At 38.1% G+C, this 17,986-nt stretch carries 13 protein-coding genes; 6 read left to right on the top strand and 7 right to left on the bottom strand.

Annotated elements, in window-relative coordinates; all coding sequences use genetic code 11:
• Positions 1-160 precede the first annotated feature (160 nt).
• Positions 161-2,182, top strand: coding sequence for a capsular polysaccharide biosynthesis protein (locus tag HUU81_RS09950; RefSeq protein ID WP_199608807.1), 2,022 nt, complete (start codon positions 161-163; stop codon positions 2,180-2,182).
• On the opposite strand, the gene HUU81_RS09945 is transcribed toward HUU81_RS09950, so the two are convergent.
• Positions 2,172-3,077: a sterol desaturase family protein gene (locus tag HUU81_RS09945; protein WP_199612020.1), complete on the bottom strand. Its 906-nt coding sequence runs from the start codon at positions 3,075-3,077 to the stop codon at positions 2,172-2,174. The genes HUU81_RS09950 and HUU81_RS09945 overlap by 11 nt on opposite strands.
• 23 nt (positions 3,078-3,100) lie before the next feature.
• Positions 3,101-3,610, bottom strand: a complete 510-nt coding sequence (locus HUU81_RS09940; RefSeq protein WP_199608806.1) for a hypothetical protein — start codon at positions 3,608-3,610, stop codon at positions 3,101-3,103.
• A 149-nt stretch (positions 3,611-3,759) separates the two neighbouring features.
• Here HUU81_RS09940 and HUU81_RS09935 point away from each other — a divergent pair, with 149 nt between their 5' ends.
• Positions 3,760-4,815 carry an AraC family transcriptional regulator gene (locus HUU81_RS09935; protein ID WP_199608805.1) on the top strand — a complete coding sequence of 352 codons (1,056 nt, stop codon included), beginning with the start codon at positions 3,760-3,762 and terminating at the stop codon, positions 4,813-4,815.
• 76 nt (positions 4,816-4,891) lie between these two features.
• On the opposite strand, the gene HUU81_RS09930 is transcribed toward HUU81_RS09935, so the two are convergent.
• From HUU81_RS09930 to queC, 3 genes are all read right to left on the bottom strand, one after another.
• Entirely contained in the window at positions 4,892-5,116 is a 225-nt protein-coding gene (locus HUU81_RS09930; protein ID WP_199608804.1) for a hypothetical protein, read from the bottom strand.
• 201 nt (positions 5,117-5,317) lie between these two features.
• On the bottom strand, positions 5,318-5,560 hold the full coding sequence (locus tag HUU81_RS09925; protein ID WP_199608803.1) for a hypothetical protein: 243 nt from the start codon (positions 5,558-5,560) through the stop codon (positions 5,318-5,320).
• Between the two features lie 224 nt (positions 5,561-5,784).
• Complete coding sequence (gene queC, locus HUU81_RS09920; RefSeq protein ID WP_199608802.1) at positions 5,785-6,444, bottom strand: 7-cyano-7-deazaguanine synthase QueC; 660 nt, start codon at positions 6,442-6,444, stop codon at positions 5,785-5,787.
• 208 nt (positions 6,445-6,652) lie between these two features.
• On the opposite strand from queC, the gene queE reads away from it, so the two are divergent.
• The 3 genes from queE to HUU81_RS09905 all read left to right on the top strand — a co-directional run bounded on the left by queE (position 6,653) and on the right by HUU81_RS09905 (position 8,267).
• Positions 6,653-7,330: a 7-carboxy-7-deazaguanine synthase QueE gene (queE, locus tag HUU81_RS09915; protein WP_199608801.1), complete on the top strand. Its 678-nt coding sequence runs from the start codon at positions 6,653-6,655 to the stop codon at positions 7,328-7,330.
• An 80-nt stretch (positions 7,331-7,410) separates the two neighbouring features.
• Positions 7,411-7,833 carry a hypothetical protein gene (locus HUU81_RS09910; RefSeq protein WP_199608800.1) on the top strand — a complete coding sequence of 141 codons (423 nt, stop codon included), beginning with the start codon at positions 7,411-7,413 and terminating at the stop codon, positions 7,831-7,833.
• A 23-nt stretch (positions 7,834-7,856) separates the two neighbouring features.
• The gene (locus tag HUU81_RS09905) at positions 7,857-8,267 is read left to right on the top strand and encodes a GFA family protein (protein WP_199608799.1); all 411 of its coding nucleotides are present in this window, start codon (positions 7,857-7,859) and stop codon (positions 8,265-8,267) included.
• 90 nt (positions 8,268-8,357) lie between these two features.
• On the opposite strand, the gene HUU81_RS09900 is transcribed toward HUU81_RS09905, so the two are convergent.
• Both HUU81_RS09900 and rne read right to left on the bottom strand, forming a co-directional pair.
• A complete protein-coding gene (locus HUU81_RS09900; RefSeq protein WP_199608798.1) occupies positions 8,358-12,908 on the bottom strand; it encodes an EAL domain-containing protein in 4,551 nt (1,516 codons plus the stop codon).
• A gap of 445 nt (positions 12,909-13,353) precedes the next feature.
• Positions 13,354-16,473, bottom strand: coding sequence for a ribonuclease E (gene rne / locus HUU81_RS09895; protein WP_199608797.1), 3,120 nt, complete (start codon positions 16,471-16,473; stop codon positions 13,354-13,356).
• Between the two features lie 478 nt (positions 16,474-16,951).
• Between rne and rluC the strand changes: the two genes are divergently transcribed.
• Entirely contained in the window at positions 16,952-17,932 is a 981-nt protein-coding gene (rluC, locus tag HUU81_RS09890) for a 23S rRNA pseudouridine(955/2504/2580) synthase RluC (protein WP_199608796.1), read from the top strand.
• Positions 17,933-17,986 lie beyond the last annotated feature (54 nt).

Raw genomic sequence — 17,986 nt, 5'->3', positions numbered from 1 at the left:
AATGAAATGCAGAGTCCATATCATGTTAAATAGTTTGCCCTGCGAATAGAGCCCCTATTTTTCGCGTGAAGGAGCTTAATTTGCTTGGTGTTGGGCAGGATAATCGCATTTTGCACTAATCCTGATAGATATTTTAAATAGTAAATAGCAGAGAACACATATGGCTATGTTCACTTGTTCAAAGGGTTTGTTAAATAGAAAGCGTATTGCAGTAGCCTGTCTTGAACAAGATCTAATGCTACACACGGCTTCATCTGAGGTTATGGAAGGTGATGTATTTGTAGGTTGGGGAAATAAGAAAACGGCGAAAATAACTAAATTACACGCACAGAAAGAAGGATGCGCCTTCTTACATTTAGAGGATGGCTTTATTGGTTACATAGGGCATCCTGAGAAGAAAGGTTTTCAGGTTTCATTGGTACGTGATGATTTTGGTATTTACTATGATGCACGAAGCGAATGTCGTTTAGAGTTATTGATAAAGCGTTCTCACAGTGATGCAGAGTTAAAACGCGCTGAGAAAATAGTACAGCAAGTAAAGCAGCATGGTATTACAAAGTACAATATATACCAGAATAATAAACTACCTTTATCTTTAGCAAAAAAAATAGATTCAATAAAAGCAGAAAAAATTCTCATAATTGATCAGGTTGCAGGGGATCTAGGTATCGAAGGAGCTGAGGCCACAGAGAATGACTTTTACGAAATGCTGTCTCAGGCAAGGTTAAACCACCCCAGTGCTCAGCTGTTAATAAGAACACATCCGGATACCCGCTTTGGCAAAAAAAAGGGCGTTTTATCTAAAGCGCTAAAAAAACTTCCGAAAAATTGCACTCTAATAAGTGAAGGGTGTCACCCTCATGCCTTAATAAATGAGGCAGATGTTGTATATACGGTTTCTTCTCAAATGGGCTTTGAAGCATTAATTTTAGGTAAACCAGTTTATTGCTTTGGAATGCCTTTTTATGCAGGATGGGGACTGACAACCGATGTTAAGAAAAACACGCGTAGAAAAAAAGCAGATTTATTGTCACTAGTAGCTGCTTCGCTAATTGATTACCCACTTTACTTTAATCCAGTAAGTGGAAAACGTTGCGAGATTGAAGATGTTATTGCGCTTATTGCTAAGCAGAAAAACACTAACGTATTGATAAAAAACTTGTATTTGGTTGGTTTTTCATCTTGGAAAAAAGCATTTATGACACGCTTTTGTGCCAATAGGGCGGAAAAGCTAATTTTTAAGAAAAAGCTACCACAGTCAGTATCTCCTAATGATCGAATTGCTGTTTGGGGAATGAAATATCCTGATCTTGAAAGCTGCATTCGCGTTGAAGATGGCTTTATTCGCTCATCAGGTTTAGGTTCTAATTTATGCCCTCCTTCTTCCTTATCTCTAGATGAAAATGGGATTTATTTTAATAGTCAGAAGCCAAGCGATCTAGAAGAGTTAATTCAAAGCATAAGTTTAACTGAACAACAGTGTGCTCGTGCTAAGGCATTGCTTTTTAGAATTAGAACATCAGGCGTAAGTAAATATAATGTTGGTTTAACAGCTAACTTTTGCCGACCCATTACATCAAATAAAGTCATTTTAGTTGTAGGACAAGTTGATGGAGATGCCTCAATTCAGTTTGGAAGTCCTCGTATTAAAAGTAACGAAGAGTTACTATTTGCAGTAAGGAAAGCGGAGCCTGATGCATTCATTATTTACAAACCCCATCCAGACGTAGTTTCAGGAAATCGTAATGGGAGCTTATCTGAAAAGTGCTTATCATCGTGTACTAATCTAATTGAATTTAATGTCTCTTTATATCAAATTTTTCCTCATATCGATGAAATTCATACAATGACCTCCTTAAGTGGATTTGAGGCATTAATTTTTGGCGTGGAGGTTCATACATGGGGGCAGCCATTTTATGCAGGTTGGGGGCTTACAAAAGATCATGTGCCAATTAATCGAAGAGAAAGTAATAAATCTCTTGAGGAGCTAGCTTACTGCTCACTTATTGAATACCCCAATTATATCGATTGGGACACGGGATTGAATGTAGAAGTAGAAGATTTAATAGATAAGTTAGCTAGCCAAGCAAGTAAAGAAATAGAAAGATTATCCCGAATTCAGCGTTGGCAGCTAAAGTCTAAATTGTTACTTAATACTCTGTTACTTAGGTTTAAGTATTAAAATGTTGATAAATAATAGCTTCTTTATTATTTCTATCTATATAAATCATACGCATTTTTGCGGGCGACATGCCTAGTATTTTAAGTTTTTTAGCAAGTGTATGTTCGTGTTTCATTAATTTAAACATGTGCTTCCAATAATAAAGCGTAATGGTGATAGGGTTTATCTTTGACATTTGAGTACGTACAGCTTGTTGTTCTTCTTTACCTGCTATGCCGTATTTACATGGGTTAGATAGTTTTTCAGCTGAGAAGGTGCCAAATAACCGATCCCAAATGATTAACACGCCACCAAAATTTTTATCGATATATTCTGGGTTAATGGCGTGATGTACACGATGATGGGAAGGTGTATTAAAAACAAAATTAAACCATGTTCGAGTTTCTGTATTAGCAGCTAGCTCTGTGTGCACAAAAAACTGATAACCTAAATTTAGGGCGACTATCATAAAGATTAATGTGGGTGGGTAGCCTAGAAGTGCTAAGGGCAACCAAAACATCCACATTCCGACCATAGGATAAATAAAGCTTTGTCTGAAGGCTGTTGAAAAATTCATGATTGTTGAACTGTGATGAACGATGTGCGCAGACCAAAGCCAATTAATTTTGTGAGAACAGCGGTGGAACCAATAATAAAGGAAGTCTTGAAAAACAAATCCCATCACCACCGTAAAAACAGTTAATTCTATATTTAGGAGCCTGTATTGATATATCCAAGCAAATATTGGCAATACGAGTAACACCGCGATGGCGTCAGCAAATTGATGCATTGCAGCTAATAACACATTGTTAATTGAATCGATTACATTGTAATTTTTAGGCAGCTTTTTATATTCAATAATAATGCATGCAAAGAAAATAGGGCTTAATGCGAGTAAGATAGCTTCTATAGGAATACTGGTAAGATTAAAATTATCCATCACTTTCTCCTACTTGTACCAACAGCTTGTTCTTGTTGGTGAATGTTCTCATGTTGATTTAGCCAAGCAGTTAAGCGTTTGAATGCTTTTTTAATCATATCGTTAAGTATTAACTTAAGCAGGAATGAAGGAAACCAGCGTGGTGCTTTGCAGCGTATGGTGTAATTAACTTTGCAACCTGAATTATTTTCAGTAAATACGATATCGCCTTGATGATCTGAAATAAGACACTCGCCAATAATACAGTAACGAATAAGGTTAGCCTGTACGGCCAAGACTTTTTCATTGAAAGTGAGCAGGGGAGTAGACACCTTTCTGATCAATCCTTCATGTTGCGCTTGAAGTGTTGATAGGTTGCTAGCATGTGGCTGTTTATTGTTAACGCTGGGTGCTGAAACAATGGAAAATTTAGCATCAAAAAACCTATCTAGTTGTTCATGCTCTAGGAATAGCGCCATTATGTGTTCTTTTGCTATGGGAAAACGATGTGAACGACTCACTTCAACCATTTTATTTTCTCATGTTGAGGTTGTGTGTAAGCTATAAGGTAATTTATTACCTGAAAATCTGCTTGTGTCATGGCGACATTAATTTGTCTTTACACGACAAAATAATCATTTATTATTTTATTATCTTTCTCCTATATTTGTTCAAATTCATGTTTCAGCAGCAAAGTGCCACAACCTCATACCTCTATTTTGTCAGTGTTTTTCATTACGTTTTTACTCAATATAGTGATTTTCAGTCATGGAGCGAGAAGCAAAAAGAAGATTGGACAAATGAGATAACAGCGCAAATACATTTACCCACATTTACCGCGCTACCAAAGACTGAGCGTATTAATCTTGATGCGTACAGCAAGTTATTGTCTGTACTCGCAACGGAGTTACATGATCCGCTGTTTGGATTTCATCTAGGAAAAGCGATACGCATAGCAGATTTTGGTATTTTAGGTTACTTAATTGAGTCGAGTGACAATCTAACAACGGCACTCAATGCGCTTTTAAAATATGATGCACTGGTTGCAAATATTGGTGAAATAAAGCTAAGCGAACTCGATGATGACATGGTGCTTACATGGCTACCATACTCGCCGAGTAATGAGCATGTTATTTTAAGAAATATGACAGCATGGGTGGCGTCTGTGCGGCAGCTATTAGGTCAGGTAGTGACGCCAACACGGTTAACCTTAACTTTTTCGTTGGATACCGAGCATAAGGCAATATTATCAAAATGGTTTGGCTGTGAAGTAGATATTAATTCATCTCACAATAGCCTTGTGTTCCCAGCATCTTATTTAGCGTATCGTTTTGATAAGAATAATCCCGACTTGCACAATTTATTGCAACATGAATCCGATAAGCAGCTAAAGCAGCTTGTGCATAAACAGCAGGCTAAATCAGAGCTGCTACATGAAAGAGTATGTGCAATATTGGCCATGAGTGATGAACTCGCTAATTGTACGTTACTACATGTAGCCGAGCATCTATCAATAACTCCAAGAACGCTACAACGGCATTTACGAGTATTAAATACTAATTTTAAAGTGCTATTAGATAAAGAGCGCAAAGCACGCTTTCCACGGCTAATTCATCAGTTTAGCCTGTCAGAGGTTGCGTTAAGTTTAGGTTTTAACGAGCAAAGTTCTTTAAGCCGAGCCTGTAGAAGGTGGTTTAATTGCTCTCCGCGAGAATTTAAATCTAAATCTGAATAAGAGAAGTAGAAGATTACGATCACGCTAAGCAGATTGTAGTGTGACCGTAAGAAATCTAGCTAGAATATCACTCCGATTAATGATTCATCTGCTCAGGAAATGAGGAGTTTTTGCAATATTCTAAAATAACAGCCACTTTGTTCGGTGTTATTTTTTTCAAACGACTAACTGCACCAACAATTTTGTCTTGTACGTCGTAAGGCATGTGCATACTTTCCATGTACATTTGTGCGTCCAGCAACTGATTGGAACTCAGTAGATCATTTAGCGTATCTACTTGATTTTGCATCAACGCGTTCATGTGAAACCTCTAAAGTAGGAAGTACGGTTTATACAACTTAGCAATAATATTTTAGTGGTTATATATCACTAATATCGCGCTAATTTGTTGCCCCTTGTTTTACTGCTCTATTTAAGTTTGACACAAAATAAAAGTCTTGTTAGATTTTAATGTTATTTAAATGTTGATATGTGGTTTTATTTGTGATAATGACTTGAAGCGCTAGAGTTGCTTAAACTGTTTTTTGATTTCATAGCCTTCATCAGTGACGATTGCCTCAAGTGTTTTTATACGGTCTTCTTGTTGTTGAATTTGCGTACTCAATTGATTTATTTGATGTTTAACGTTAGATATTTCACTTTCGTTACCTTGTTTGTACTTCAACTTACTTTTATACAAATCTTTAATCAAATAGTAACCTACACAAATTAATACAATAGAAATAATCAATACTTCGCGTGCCATAATCCCTTCCTTCACTTAGCCCTATTAGAGCGTACTTTAACCAATATAATTTATTATAGTTAATTATTAATGCGGTGTGTGTGGCGGTAAAACAAGTGCGAATAGTGATTAGTTTAGGCTGAGATAAAGAGTTGTAAGCTAATTTCAGATGTATAAAGGATGTTGTTCATTGATATTAGGGTAGGAACAACACCCTTAATTTGATTAAATCAATAACGAAGAGGTTATGATTCGTACTGGATTGGATCTTTCGCGTTATTTAACTTGAATGCTTCTAGGCGCTCTTGGCAAGCACCGCATTTGCCACACGCTTTTTCACGGCCGTTATAACAAGTCCATGTTTTACTGTAATCTAAATTCATTTTGATGCCGTCGGTTAAAATATCAATCTTAGATACGTTGAGGTAAGGGCTTACAATTTCAATTTCTTCATAGTTCGCAATTTTGCAAACATCATTCATTTTCTTAACGAATTCAGGCCTACAGTCAGGGTAAATCGCATGGTCGCCAGAATGCGCGCCATAAAAAACCTTGCTCGCTTTGATAGATACGGCGTAACCTACCGCGAGTGATAGCAAAATCATATTACGGTTAGGTACGATGGTTGTCTTCATCGACTCTTCTTCATAATGCCCTTCAGGTACATCAATCTCGTCGGTAAGCGCTGAGCCTGCAATAATTTGGTTAATAGCTGAAATATCAATAACTTTGTGATTAATTTTGTTTTCTTCGCACACGGTTGCGGCACATTCGAGCTCTTTCACATGTTTTTGGCCATAGTCGAATGATAAGGCATAAACTTCGTGACCTTCGTTTAAGGCTTTATTAAGAACGGTAAATGAATCCATCCCACCAGAATAAATTACAACAACTTTTTGCGGCATAAAAATGTATCTCTTGTATAATGCGAGGTTTGCATGAATGAGTGTAGCGTGATAATCGGGGCTGAGCTAGGATCTGTTGTTCTTTAACGTAACGGGTCACGTTCTATACTTAAAACATGTAATGACAGTCAGCTAATGATTATCTAAATTATTATATCAAAGCCGACCATTTTAACGCTGTATCAGAAAAAAGTATAGGTGAGTAAGGTTGTATAAAATAAACGAGATCTTTGAAACCATCCAAGGTGAGGCAAGCTACACAGGTACGCCTTCTTTATTTGTGAGATTACAAGGCTGCCCGGTTGGGTGCGCGTGGTGTGACACAAAACATACATGGGATGTGAATACAGAGTTTAAAGTAAACCTTACTGAAACTATGGAAAAATCAGCGGACTCAGAATGGTGGGCTGATGCAACGGCAGAAGATATTCTTGAACAATTCAAGCTTAAGAATTATACCGCAAAACATGTTGTTATTACGGGCGGTGAACCTTGTATGTACGACTTGAACCCGCTGTGTGAACTGCTTCATCAACATGGTTATACGACTCAAATAGAAACAAGCGGCACCTTTGAGGTTAAAGCGCCAGCCCAAACATGGGTAACAGTATCTCCTAAAATAAATATGAAAGGCGGTTATGAGATGCTTAAATCTGCAATGAAACGCGCAGATGAAATTAAACATCCAATTGCAATGGAAAAGCACGTAGAAGAGCTAGCTGACCTACTAGAGGTGTGCTTCACAGCAGAAGAGTTGAAAAGTAAGTTAATTTACTTACAGCCCATCAGTCAGAAGGCAAAAGCAACTAAGTTAGCAATTGAAACCTGTACACTACGAAACTGGCGTTTGTCTGTACAGTTACATAAATATTTGGGTATAAATTAATTTGATGAGTACATGAGTGCTCACAATCTTTGGGTTGTATTCAAAACAAGGCACGATAATAAGAATAAAAAAGGTAAACAATGGAAGAGCAGGTATCAGACTTCATTCATCGATACGCAGTTGCTTTTAGTCAATATAACGTAGGACAAATTATGGAGATGTTTTCTGTACCTTCGTTAATAATGACTAGTGGGGCAAATGTATCAATACATGACCAACAAACTTTACAAGAAAATACCGAATTTTTGCTTAGGCAATATAAAGATATTGGCATGGCATCAGTGTCGCCGACGATCACTCATCAGCTTACACTGGCTAATAAGCTGAGGTTTGTGTCAGTAAACTGGGTGTTTGAAAGTGTTGAGCAAAGTATTATTTTCAAATGCAAAACCTCATACACATTACAACAAGTTGATAAACAACTGAAAATTGCTGCTGTAATTTTGGATGATGAATTAGAGGCATATCATAAAGCCTCTCAACAACTTAGCTTAGCCTGTTAAGGTTGTATGGAGAATAAAAAATAATGAAAAGTTACAAAGGAAGTTGCTTGTGTAAGCAAGTTAAGTTTGAGCTAACGGGTGAGATTTCTAGCATTATTCATTGCCATTGCTCTAAGTGCCGCAAATCGAGCGGTACTGCCTATGCGACGAATGGCTTTATTAACCGTTCTGACTTAACCATCACTGAAGGGAAACAGCTTATTTCATTTTATGAAATGAGCCCGGGTAAAAAGCGTCATTTTTGCCAAGTTTGTGCGTCACCACTGTATAGTTCGAATGCTTCCGACACTAATCGATTACGTTTAAGATTAGGGGCGTTAGATACTGCAATATCTGAAAGACCTATTTCCCATAATTTTGTTTCGTCAAAGGCTGATTGGGATACAGTTGAGTCTAGCCTGCCTTGCTATGACGCACACGAGCCTAGCCGATAGGCTGTGTTAAATACTTTTTATAAAAAGCTCCGCCGCCGAAAAATACAATACGCGAGTGCAGTTTCTCAGCGGCTTTATTTGACTTAACGTTTAAACTTCGCAGGTGTCTGCCGTACCAGATGTATCTAATGAAAATTCTTCGCTGAGTACAGCTAATGCCTGCTCTGTAGAGAGCGGCCTTGAAAAGTAAAAGCCTTGTGCGTAATTACATTCAAGCTCGATTAAATAAGCTAAGTGCTGTTTATTCTCAATACCTTCTGCAACGGTTTCAATGCCTAATGTTTTAGATAAACTTACAATGGAGTCAATGATTGCATTACTTTGGCTATCGCCAATTTGCCATACAAAACTGCGATCTATTTTTAACTTTTGCACTGGAAGTTGATGTAAATATTTTAACGATGAATAGCCTGTGCCAAAGTCATCAAGTGAAATATCAATATTCATTTCATTCAGCCTATGGCATACCGACATGGCAGCGTCTATGTCATCCATTAAAACACTTTCAGTTAATTCAAACTCAATCGCTTGTGGTTCAACTTGATGCTGTTTCAGCGCATTTGAGATAAAGCCGATTAAATCATAATTCTGTAAATGCTTAGCCGATAAGTTTATAGAAACAGTGCAACTTGGCGCGAGCTTTTGCCACTTTTTTAATTCAGTCAACGCTTTATGAATCAATTGCTCGGTCAGTGGTATTATTAAACCAAGCTCTTCGGTCACGGGAATAAAATCTACCGGCGATACAAGAGTACCGTCAGCTTTAATCCATCTTGCAAGTGCTTCGAATCCTTTTATTTTACCTGTTTTCATATCAACCTGAGGTTGGTACATAAGGCTAAATTCATCGCGCTCTATTGCGTCGCGCACTTCATTTTCCAACGCTAACTTTTTATGAGCATTGGTATTCATGGCTGTTTCAAAGAATTGGAAGTTATTTCTGCCTTCGGTTTTAGCATGATACATAGCCACATCGGCATGTTTTAATAATTCGTTGATGTTATCGCCATCATCAGGGTAAATGGCAATACCAATGCTTGGAGATACCGAAATAGGGTGCTGAGAAATCATTCTTAACTTAGCCATTTCATCAATTATCTGCTGTGCAACACGGCTAATTGCTCCTGGCTCTTTGACTTCTTCTAAAACGAGTACAAATTCATCACCGCCAAGTCGGGCAACTGTGTCATCACGTCTTACCGCAGCCGACAACATTCTAGATACGTTAATGAGTAACTCATCACCTACGTCATGGCCTAACGTATCGTTTATTTGCTTAAACCTATCTAAATCTAGGAAAAATACGGCGAACTTGGAATTAGTTCTGATTGCATGTGTGATTGCATGTGCAACCCTATCTAACATGAGTGCTCTATTTGGTAAGCCTGTAAGCGGATCATAGTTGGCTAAACGTTTTAGTTTTTGCTCAGCAATTTTTTGCTCGCTAATATCTGTAATAGCAAATACATACTGCGTATTATTTCGCTCATCGGTAAAAGAGGTCGCATTTATCAATACAGGCAGGCTCAATCGGTGACGCCTTACGAGTACACCTTCACCTTCCCAATGCCCTTTATCGTGAAGTGCGCCAGTGATGTGCGCTAGGAAATTAGTTTTTCCTTCTGTGCTATGAATAAAGGTAGGTGATTGATTAATAATTTGATCGTGAGTGAAGCCTGTTGTCACGAAAAAGGCATTATTTGCAGCGATAACATTTAAAATCTTATTGGTAATAATCACCACATCACGTGTACTTTGGAATGCCTCACTAAACAGCGCTACTTTATCTTTGTCATCTTTTACTTCTGTGATATCTGTATATGTGCCAGTTACACGTTGAGCATCACCCGCTGAGCCTTCTTGCGATACTCGTGCTAAATCTCTATACCAAACCCAATTGTCGTGTTCGCCCTTCATTCGGTAGGTTAGGTCAAATACATCTGATTCACCACTGATGAATGTATTCCAGTTTTGTAAGAATAACGCCTGATCTTCAGGGTGAATAAAGGACAGCTTATAATTGAAAGGAACTTGTTCCTGTTTACTCTGAGAACTCACTCTAGGTTCAAACATTAGATTTTCATTGGCTTGCCAATCCCACAAGCCACTGTCACTCCCACTGAGAGCAAGTTGAAGGCGCTCCTCACTTCTTTTTAACACTTTATGCGCTTTAATAAGCTCTATTTGGCGCTTACGCTTTTGGCGATATACCAAGAAAATAGCGATAGATGCAATGGTGAAATATATGAGTAATGCCCACCATGACAAGAAGGGTGATGGATGCACTACTAGGAACAACTTTGTCGGAGGGGATTCCTTACCCGTTTCATAGTCAATAACACTTACATTAAAAGTTGTATTACCCGGTGACAGTTTTGGTAAGAACAATTCACTGGTTGAGACGACTGTGGGCGGCGTTTCAGTGTCCCCTTCAAGCCAATATTTATACTTCATTTTTTTGGGATAAGAATAACTTAAAGCCGAGAATTGGAGCTTTAATCCATAATCGTCATGGCGTATTTCTATGGTTTGTCCGCCTTGCCCACCAAATGAGGGACCTAAATCTCTTGATAGTAAAGAAATATTAGTTATATTTGTTTTTAGATTACTGTCTGTATTGCTTTTTAATAGGTCGGAAGGTGATACCTTAACCAACCCTTTAATACTGCCAAGTAACAGAGTACCGTTTTTAGTTTTTGTACTAGCTCCTCCATTAAACTCACTGGTCATTAATCCGTCTTTTGTACCGTAAGTTCTAACTTGGTAACTAGACGGATTAATTCTAATTAAGCCTGTATTGGATGTAGCCCAAATATACCCATTATCATCTACAAAAAGTTGATGTATGGAGTTATCAGGCAAGCCATTTAAACTCGTAATATGATTAAGTTCTTTACCCGTTTTATTATCAATAACGTAGACACCAAAGCCGCTGTAAGCAATCCATGTTTTAGTGCCGTCATTGACAGTATCTGTGGCAGTGGTGCGAGGCTTATCGGAAGGAGGTAGCTCATGTAGCGAGCTACGCGCACCGGTTTGTAAATCATACTTTATTACTTTGTCTACCATTGACACTAAAATTGTGTTTTCATCGTTATGATCTCGACCCACAGTTTTGACTAACATGTCGGTAATTTTTTCGCTTGGCGTGTCAGACTCTTTAGTTGTTATTTTGCCTGTATTGGTATCGAAGAATAGGATGTTGCCATCATTCAATATGAGCATGGTGTGTTCATCGACAAACTCAAGATCGTTCGCAACCTCTTGAAAAACGTCTTTTGCATTTTCAGGTATTAATAGCAGTTCTTCTTGTAACGTTTCAGTATTAAATCGCTTAATACCACCACCCGTAATCGCCCATACAGTATTACCTTGTATTTCTAAATCGATAACGGTTGAGTTACTAAAGCGTTCTTTTTTGTTTGGGTTCACCAGAAGTTGAGTTATTTTTCCTGTGCGAGTATTAATATGATTTAATCCGTTATCGGTGCCCACCCAGTAATTACCGTGTTGATCTTCCCGGCTAGCCCAAACCGTATTTTCACTTAATGAATAGTTTGGAATGCCCGACTGATAATAGAATGTAAAATGTCCTTCGTCAGGTTTTAACTTAAATACACCGTCATTCCTACTAGCTAGCCATATATTCCCTTCTTTATCCTTAATCATTGACTGAATATCGTCATCCGCTATTTGATAGACAGTTTCTGAAAGGCGGACAATATGTTCTAACTCTTGATTTTTATGTAATTTGTATAAGCCATCGTTCGTTGCTAACCAATAATGTTCTGATTCTTCAATTAATTTCCATATATTTAATTCAGGCACCAGTTCTTTTGCAAGGATACTTATAGAAGGAGTTGTAGACTGTGAGTTTACATTTGTAAGTAGCTGCTCGATAGCAACTTGATATAAACCAGCAACAGTGCCTAATAACAATGTACGATTGTCGGAAAGATAAAACCCCTTAACGTTTAAACTGTCTTCTGATGGCGGTGCTTTATCTTTAGTGAGTAAGGATAAGTAGTCGATATGAACGACTTCTTTGGTTGCAATAGAAACACGGTAAAGGCCATTACTGGTAGCGACAAATAAATAATCATCAATCTGGATGATTTTTCTAATAATATTGTTGTCGTTTAATATACTTTGGAATTCTGTAAAAAATTCAACACTATGCTGTGTAGCATTATAATAAAAGATAGCGGTAAGAGTCGCTAACCATAAGTCATCGCCTTTAGCGGGTTTAATATCACCAAAAGAAGAGTCCCAAATATCATAATCTGTAGGGAAAGGAGGATCAATTTCCTCTATCTCACCAGTTTGTTTATCGATGATAAAGTTACGATTTGGCGTTGAGCCTACCCAAATCCTATTTTTATTATCTTGATATAAACTGCTGATGCTTTGGATTTGCAGTATATTTTCAGGCCCGCTAACAAGCTGAATTCGATATCCATCAAATAGATTTAATCCTTGCTGAGTGCCTAACCATAAAAATCCCTCGTGATCCTGCAACATACTTTGGACTTCGCCTTGGCTTAGCCCTTCGTCAAGCGAGAGTTGTTCTAGTTTAACTGTTTCTTTTGCATGAATATTCAATACTACACAAAATAAAACAATTCCGAATAAATAACGCAAACCTTCACCTCTAAACAGGCTTAATTATTTAAGCTTCATAATTTTTGAGCGCTTATACTACATTAGAATAAAATCAAGTGCTACGTATTCATATTTTTAAAGGTGTTAACTAATTGGAGCACTTATTTACATATAGAAGCTTAACAATTAATAACTATAGACATTATGAAATATAGTTCATGAATGACAAGATGAGTGGGGGCATAGCATTTATATTTTTGGTTTGGCAATTCAGAGAAATAAATATTCAAATAATCTGTGTAAATATTAGGTAAAAGAAAAAATAAAGGAGTAAGAAGAAAGGAGAGGAGAAGGCTTTTTAAATTAATAAAACGCACAAAAAAGCCAGCAACGTGTGCTGGCTTGATTATTTTAGTGAATTACTTATATGTTCGCCATTTTAGCTTTACCTGTATGACGCTAACAATTTAGTAAAACTCATTGACTATGCTGGCTTATGAGGCTCCGATGATGCCTTATACTCCGCATGCATGGTACCTGCTTGTTTTGAAGCAATAGCAATATCTGCACGCTCACTGATTTCCATGGCACCAATCACTTCTTCAGTATTATTAGATGCAATTGAATGTGCTTTGGTCATTGGCGCATTGATACTGTGCTTATATCTATTACCCACACTTAATGTTGGCATAACAGATTTTTTGGCTGCCATGTCATCATTGTTTGTTAGATCAAGCTCGCTTTCTACTTCAACTTTAGCTTTTTCCTCAGTGCTGTCAGCATTTGCAGATATGGCATGTGCTTCTGCTTTTTGCTTGCTACTTTCTTTCTCTTGAGAGTCCACTAAAGTATTGTTCGCTTCGCTTTTAACAGTGGCATCTGTATCAGCAGCTACATTCGCATCTGTAAGTGATGTGTCCGAAGCTGCTTCAACACTTTCAGCCAAGTCAGCTTTAGACGTCACCGGCTGTTTACTGTCAGCCTGCTTATTACTATTAACGTCTTCAGTGGATGTCTGTTTTTCTGCCTTTGGTTTTGCATCAGCTGCAATTACATCATTTTTACTTACTGGCATATCAGCTTCATGAATAATTTGAGCAGAAGAAGATTTCGCATCAGTTGCATTTGTCGATGTATCGGTGGCAACTTGATGTTCGTTTAGGGCTTCTTGCGGCTCTTCAGATGAAGGCTTAGTGTCAGTAACAGATGTTTGCTTAGCCTCTTCAGCCGCACTATTTATATTGTCAAAGTTAAAATCACCCTCTGAATCATTATTACGCTTACGTTTTTGGCCTGCTGCTCTTAAATGACGAGGTGAGCGGCGGCTGCGTGTGCGACCTTCTTTTTTGTTTTCTGCAGTATCACTTACTTCATCAGTATGCTTTTCTGCATTTTTAAGCTCAGTGCTTTTTACCTCAACATTTTCGGCTTGCACATCGGCGTGCTTATTTGCTGTGTCAAAAGCTTTATCAGTAGCATTGCTCTGCTCTTGCTTTTTAGCTTGAGTTTCGCGCTTATGCTCTTTTTTAGCTTCTTGTTTGTTAGCCGCTTTTTTCTTCGGAGTTTGTTGAGCTATATCGCTTGCAGTATTGTCAACAGCATTGTTATTTGAAGCTAGCTCTTCAGGTTGTTCAGATACACGCACTTTCTTGCGCATATTTCTGCGTTGTCTGCGTTCTGCAACTTTTTGCTCTTTAGACTTATGATCTTTCTGCCTATTATCTTGAGACTTATTTCTATTCGTTTGATTTGAATGTGCGTCTCGTTGCGAATCGCGTTGATTATTTTGTTTACGATTATCGTTACGGCCATCTCTGTCATTCTGCTTACGAGCCTGAGCGGGACGTTTACGCTTATTTCTATCTTGATTAGGCCTTTGTTGCTTAGTTTTGGCAACAGGTTTAACTTCTTCTTCAGTGGCAAACAACGACTTTAACCAGCCTGTTACCTTAGTAAAAATTGAGTCTTCTTGTGTTGCCTTTTCTTTCGCCTTAGCAGGTGCTGGCGCAGGCGCTTTTGGTGTAACTACACCACTTAACACTGGCTGCTCTTTTTTTACTTCTTCTGTACGAATTTCAATTTTTTCTTGCGCTGGCTTAGCGACAAGGTTGTAACTAACGTCTTCAACCGTTTCATCTTTACGAATTCGGGTAACTTCGTAGTTAGGCGTATCAAGGTGTTGATTAGGAATAATCGTAACGGCAACATTGTGTCGATTCTCAATACGAGTTACACCAGAGCGCTTTTCATTTAATAGGTAGGTAGCTACAGACACTGGTACTTGTGCTTGAACGCTAGTTGTATGCTCTTTAATCGCTTCTTCTTCCATTAAACGAAGAATAGATAATGCGATAGACTCTGTGCCACGAACAGTGCCTTGTCCGTTACAACGAGGGCATGAATGCTGGCTTGCATCACCTAATGAAGGGCGAAGTCGTTGACGTGACATTTCTAATAAACCGAAACGAGAAATTTTGCCAATTTGCACTCTGGCGCGATCTTGCCTTACAGCATCTTTCAGTCTATTTTCCACTTCGCGTTGGTTGCGAATTGGCGTCATGTCAATAAAGTCGATAACAATTAAGCCGCCTAAATCACGTAGTCGCAATTGGCGTGCAATTTCATCAGCCGCTTCTAAATTAGTATTTAGCGCGGTTTCTTCAATGTCGCCGCCTTTAGTCGCTTTTGAAGAGTTAATATCAATCGATGTTAATGCTTCAGTAGGATCAATCACGATTGAACCGCCAGAAGGAAGGCGAACTTCGCGCTGGAATGCTGACTCTATTTGACTCTCAATTTGGTAGTGAGTAAATAACGGCACATCACCTTGATAAGTTTTAATACGATTAACGAAATCAGGTCGGAATCGTTCGATATTCGCACGCGCTTCTTCGAAAATTTTAGGGTTATCTATTAAAATTTCACCAATATCACGGCGCAAGTAATCGCGAATTGCTCTAAAGATAACGTTACTTTCTTGGTGGATAAGGAAAGGCGCCGGACCACGGTCTGCTGCTTCCTGAATGGCTTCCCAATGCTGCAACAGTGCTTTTAAGTCGTAAGCAAGCTCTTCATAAGATTTACCAACACCAGCAGTGCGTACAATTAGCCCCATGCCTTTAGGCAGGTCCAGTTGGCTTAGTGCAGCTTTTAGCTCAGTTCTTTCATCACCTTCAATACGACGAGAAATACCACCGGCTCTTGGGTTGTTTGGCATCAGCACTAAGTAACTACCAGCTAGGCTAATAAATGTTGTTAATGCTGCACCTTTTTGACCGCGCTCTTCTTTATCTACTTGAACAAGTACTTCTTGTCCTTCGTGAATAACATCTTTGATATTAGGGCGGCCGTCAAATGTATAACCTTCAGGAAAGTATACTTTTGCGATTTCTTTTAATGGAAGGAAACCATGACGCTCTGCTCCGTAATCAACGAAAGCAGCTTCAAGGCTAGGTTCAACGCGGGTAATTTTACCTTTGTATATATTGGCTTTTTTTTGTTCGTGACCAGGGCTTTCGATATCTAAATCGTAAAGGCGCTGACCGTCAACCAATGCAACACGCAATTCTTCAATTTGTGTCGCGTTAATTAACATACGCTTCATTATTTGTGACTCTTTACAGTATAAGCCACAACGACATTATGTGCTGCCTAGTTTTGCCAGATACCCTTTCAAAACATGTGCAGTCTCGCGACTGGGCAATAAAGGTGCTAATTGTTATGCATTAAAACGGTTTCGCTTTAATTTCTGGGTGTTCTATTCTGTTCTAATTCGTTATGGCTAAGTTATTTTTTTTGCTCTGTTTGGTACTGGTGAAAATGCCTTATTACTATTGAAAACTTATTACACACGTTTTCTCAAATTAAGATGCGTATTGAACCCGAAACAAATAAAAGATTGGAAAAATGATTTTTATCAGTATGATCATTCTCTCGGGTTTTTGCTACACTCTCACTCTTACGTATTTGCAGAGCACCATATTAATTACCTGTTTTTCAGGCTTAAAAAACGGGGAGTATTATCCCACTAATATAACTTTTTAAGCAACTAAAATTATTGTCCTAATTTACGAAAATTGCCAATGTCAAACAAAAAAGAAATTTCAGAAGATAAATCTACACAAAATAAAGTTCAATTTATTGATATAGAAGAAGATTATGCGGGCCAAAGAATAGATAACTATCTGAGAACATTTCTTAAAGGTGTGCCCAAAAGTAAAATTTATCGCATTATTCGTAAAGGTGAAGTTCGAGTTAATAAAAAACGGGTAAAGCCAGAGTACAAATTGCAATCAGGTGATGTAGTTAGAATACCGCCTGTTACTGTGTCTGAGTCACAAGATACTGCCCCTTCAAAAAATTTATCGATGGTATCTTCGTTGGAGTCACATATTTTATACGAAGATAAAGCCCTAATTGTATTAAATAAACCATCTGGAATGGCGGTACATGGTGGTAGTGGACTAAGTTTTGGGGTTATTGAGGCGCTAAGGTCGTTAAGGCCAGAGGCTAAACATTTAGAGTTAGTTCATAGACTAGATAGAGATACATCTGGCTGCTTAATGATTGCAAAAAAACGTTCGGTATTGAAACACTTACATGAACAGTTAAGAAGTAAAAAGGTACAGAAAAATTATTTAGCGCTCGTTCGAGGTGTTTGGCCTAAGTCAATAAAAGTAGTCACTGAGCCACTTCGTAAAAATACACTGAAATCAGGCGAACGAATCGTTATCGTTGACCATAAAGAGGGTAAAGCCTCTGAAACGCGTTTTAGAATTGAAAAACAATTTAAAGAAGCAACATTAATTGACGCCTTTCCTGTTACTGGCCGCACACATCAAATTCGAGTACACACTGCATGTGTGAATCATGCCATAGCATGTGATGACAAATATGGTGATGAGAATTTTGCGAAGCGAATGAATGCAATTGGCCTAAAACGTTTATTTTTACATGCTCATCAACTGCGATTTATCCATCCTGTCTCTGAAACTACTATGTCGGTAGAAGCGCCACTCGATGCGCAGCTAAAAAATGCACTAGAGAAATTATCTCAAGAGTAAACTGGAATCCTTGTTAACAAGGTTTAATTAAGCAGCTTTGTTTTGTTAAGAGTA

This window comes from Flocculibacter collagenilyticus, assembly GCF_016469335.1.
Lineage (GTDB): Bacteria > Pseudomonadota > Gammaproteobacteria > Enterobacterales > Alteromonadaceae > Flocculibacter > Flocculibacter collagenilyticus.
This window is presented reverse-complemented; position numbering and strand designations above follow the sequence as displayed.

What these genes read in the sequence shown, in the direction of transcription:
- HUU81_RS09950 (WP_199608807.1), top strand. Translation starts at nt 161, where the DNA reads ATGGCTATGTTCACTTGTTCAAAGGGTTTGTTAAATAGAAAGCGTATT.
- HUU81_RS09940 (WP_199608806.1), bottom strand. Translation starts at nt 3,610, where the DNA reads ATGGTTGAAGTGAGTCGTTCACATCGTTTTCCCATAGCAAAAGAACAC.
- HUU81_RS09935 (WP_199608805.1), top strand. Translation starts at nt 3,760, where the DNA reads ATGTTTCAGCAGCAAAGTGCCACAACCTCATACCTCTATTTTGTCAGT.
- HUU81_RS09930 (WP_199608804.1), bottom strand. Translation starts at nt 5,116, where the DNA reads ATGAACGCGTTGATGCAAAATCAAGTAGATACGCTAAATGATCTACTG.
- HUU81_RS09925 (WP_199608803.1), bottom strand. Translation starts at nt 5,560, where the DNA reads ATGGCACGCGAAGTATTGATTATTTCTATTGTATTAATTTGTGTAGGT.
- queC (WP_199608802.1), bottom strand. Translation starts at nt 6,444, where the DNA reads ATGCCGCAAAAAGTTGTTGTAATTTATTCTGGTGGGATGGATTCATTT.
- HUU81_RS09910 (WP_199608800.1), top strand. Translation starts at nt 7,411, where the DNA reads ATGGAAGAGCAGGTATCAGACTTCATTCATCGATACGCAGTTGCTTTT.
- HUU81_RS09905 (WP_199608799.1), top strand. Translation starts at nt 7,857, where the DNA reads ATGAAAAGTTACAAAGGAAGTTGCTTGTGTAAGCAAGTTAAGTTTGAG.
- rne (WP_199608797.1), bottom strand. Translation starts at nt 16,473, where the DNA reads ATGAAGCGTATGTTAATTAACGCGACACAAATTGAAGAATTGCGTGTT.
- rluC (WP_199608796.1), top strand. Translation starts at nt 16,952, where the DNA reads ATGTCAAACAAAAAAGAAATTTCAGAAGATAAATCTACACAAAATAAA.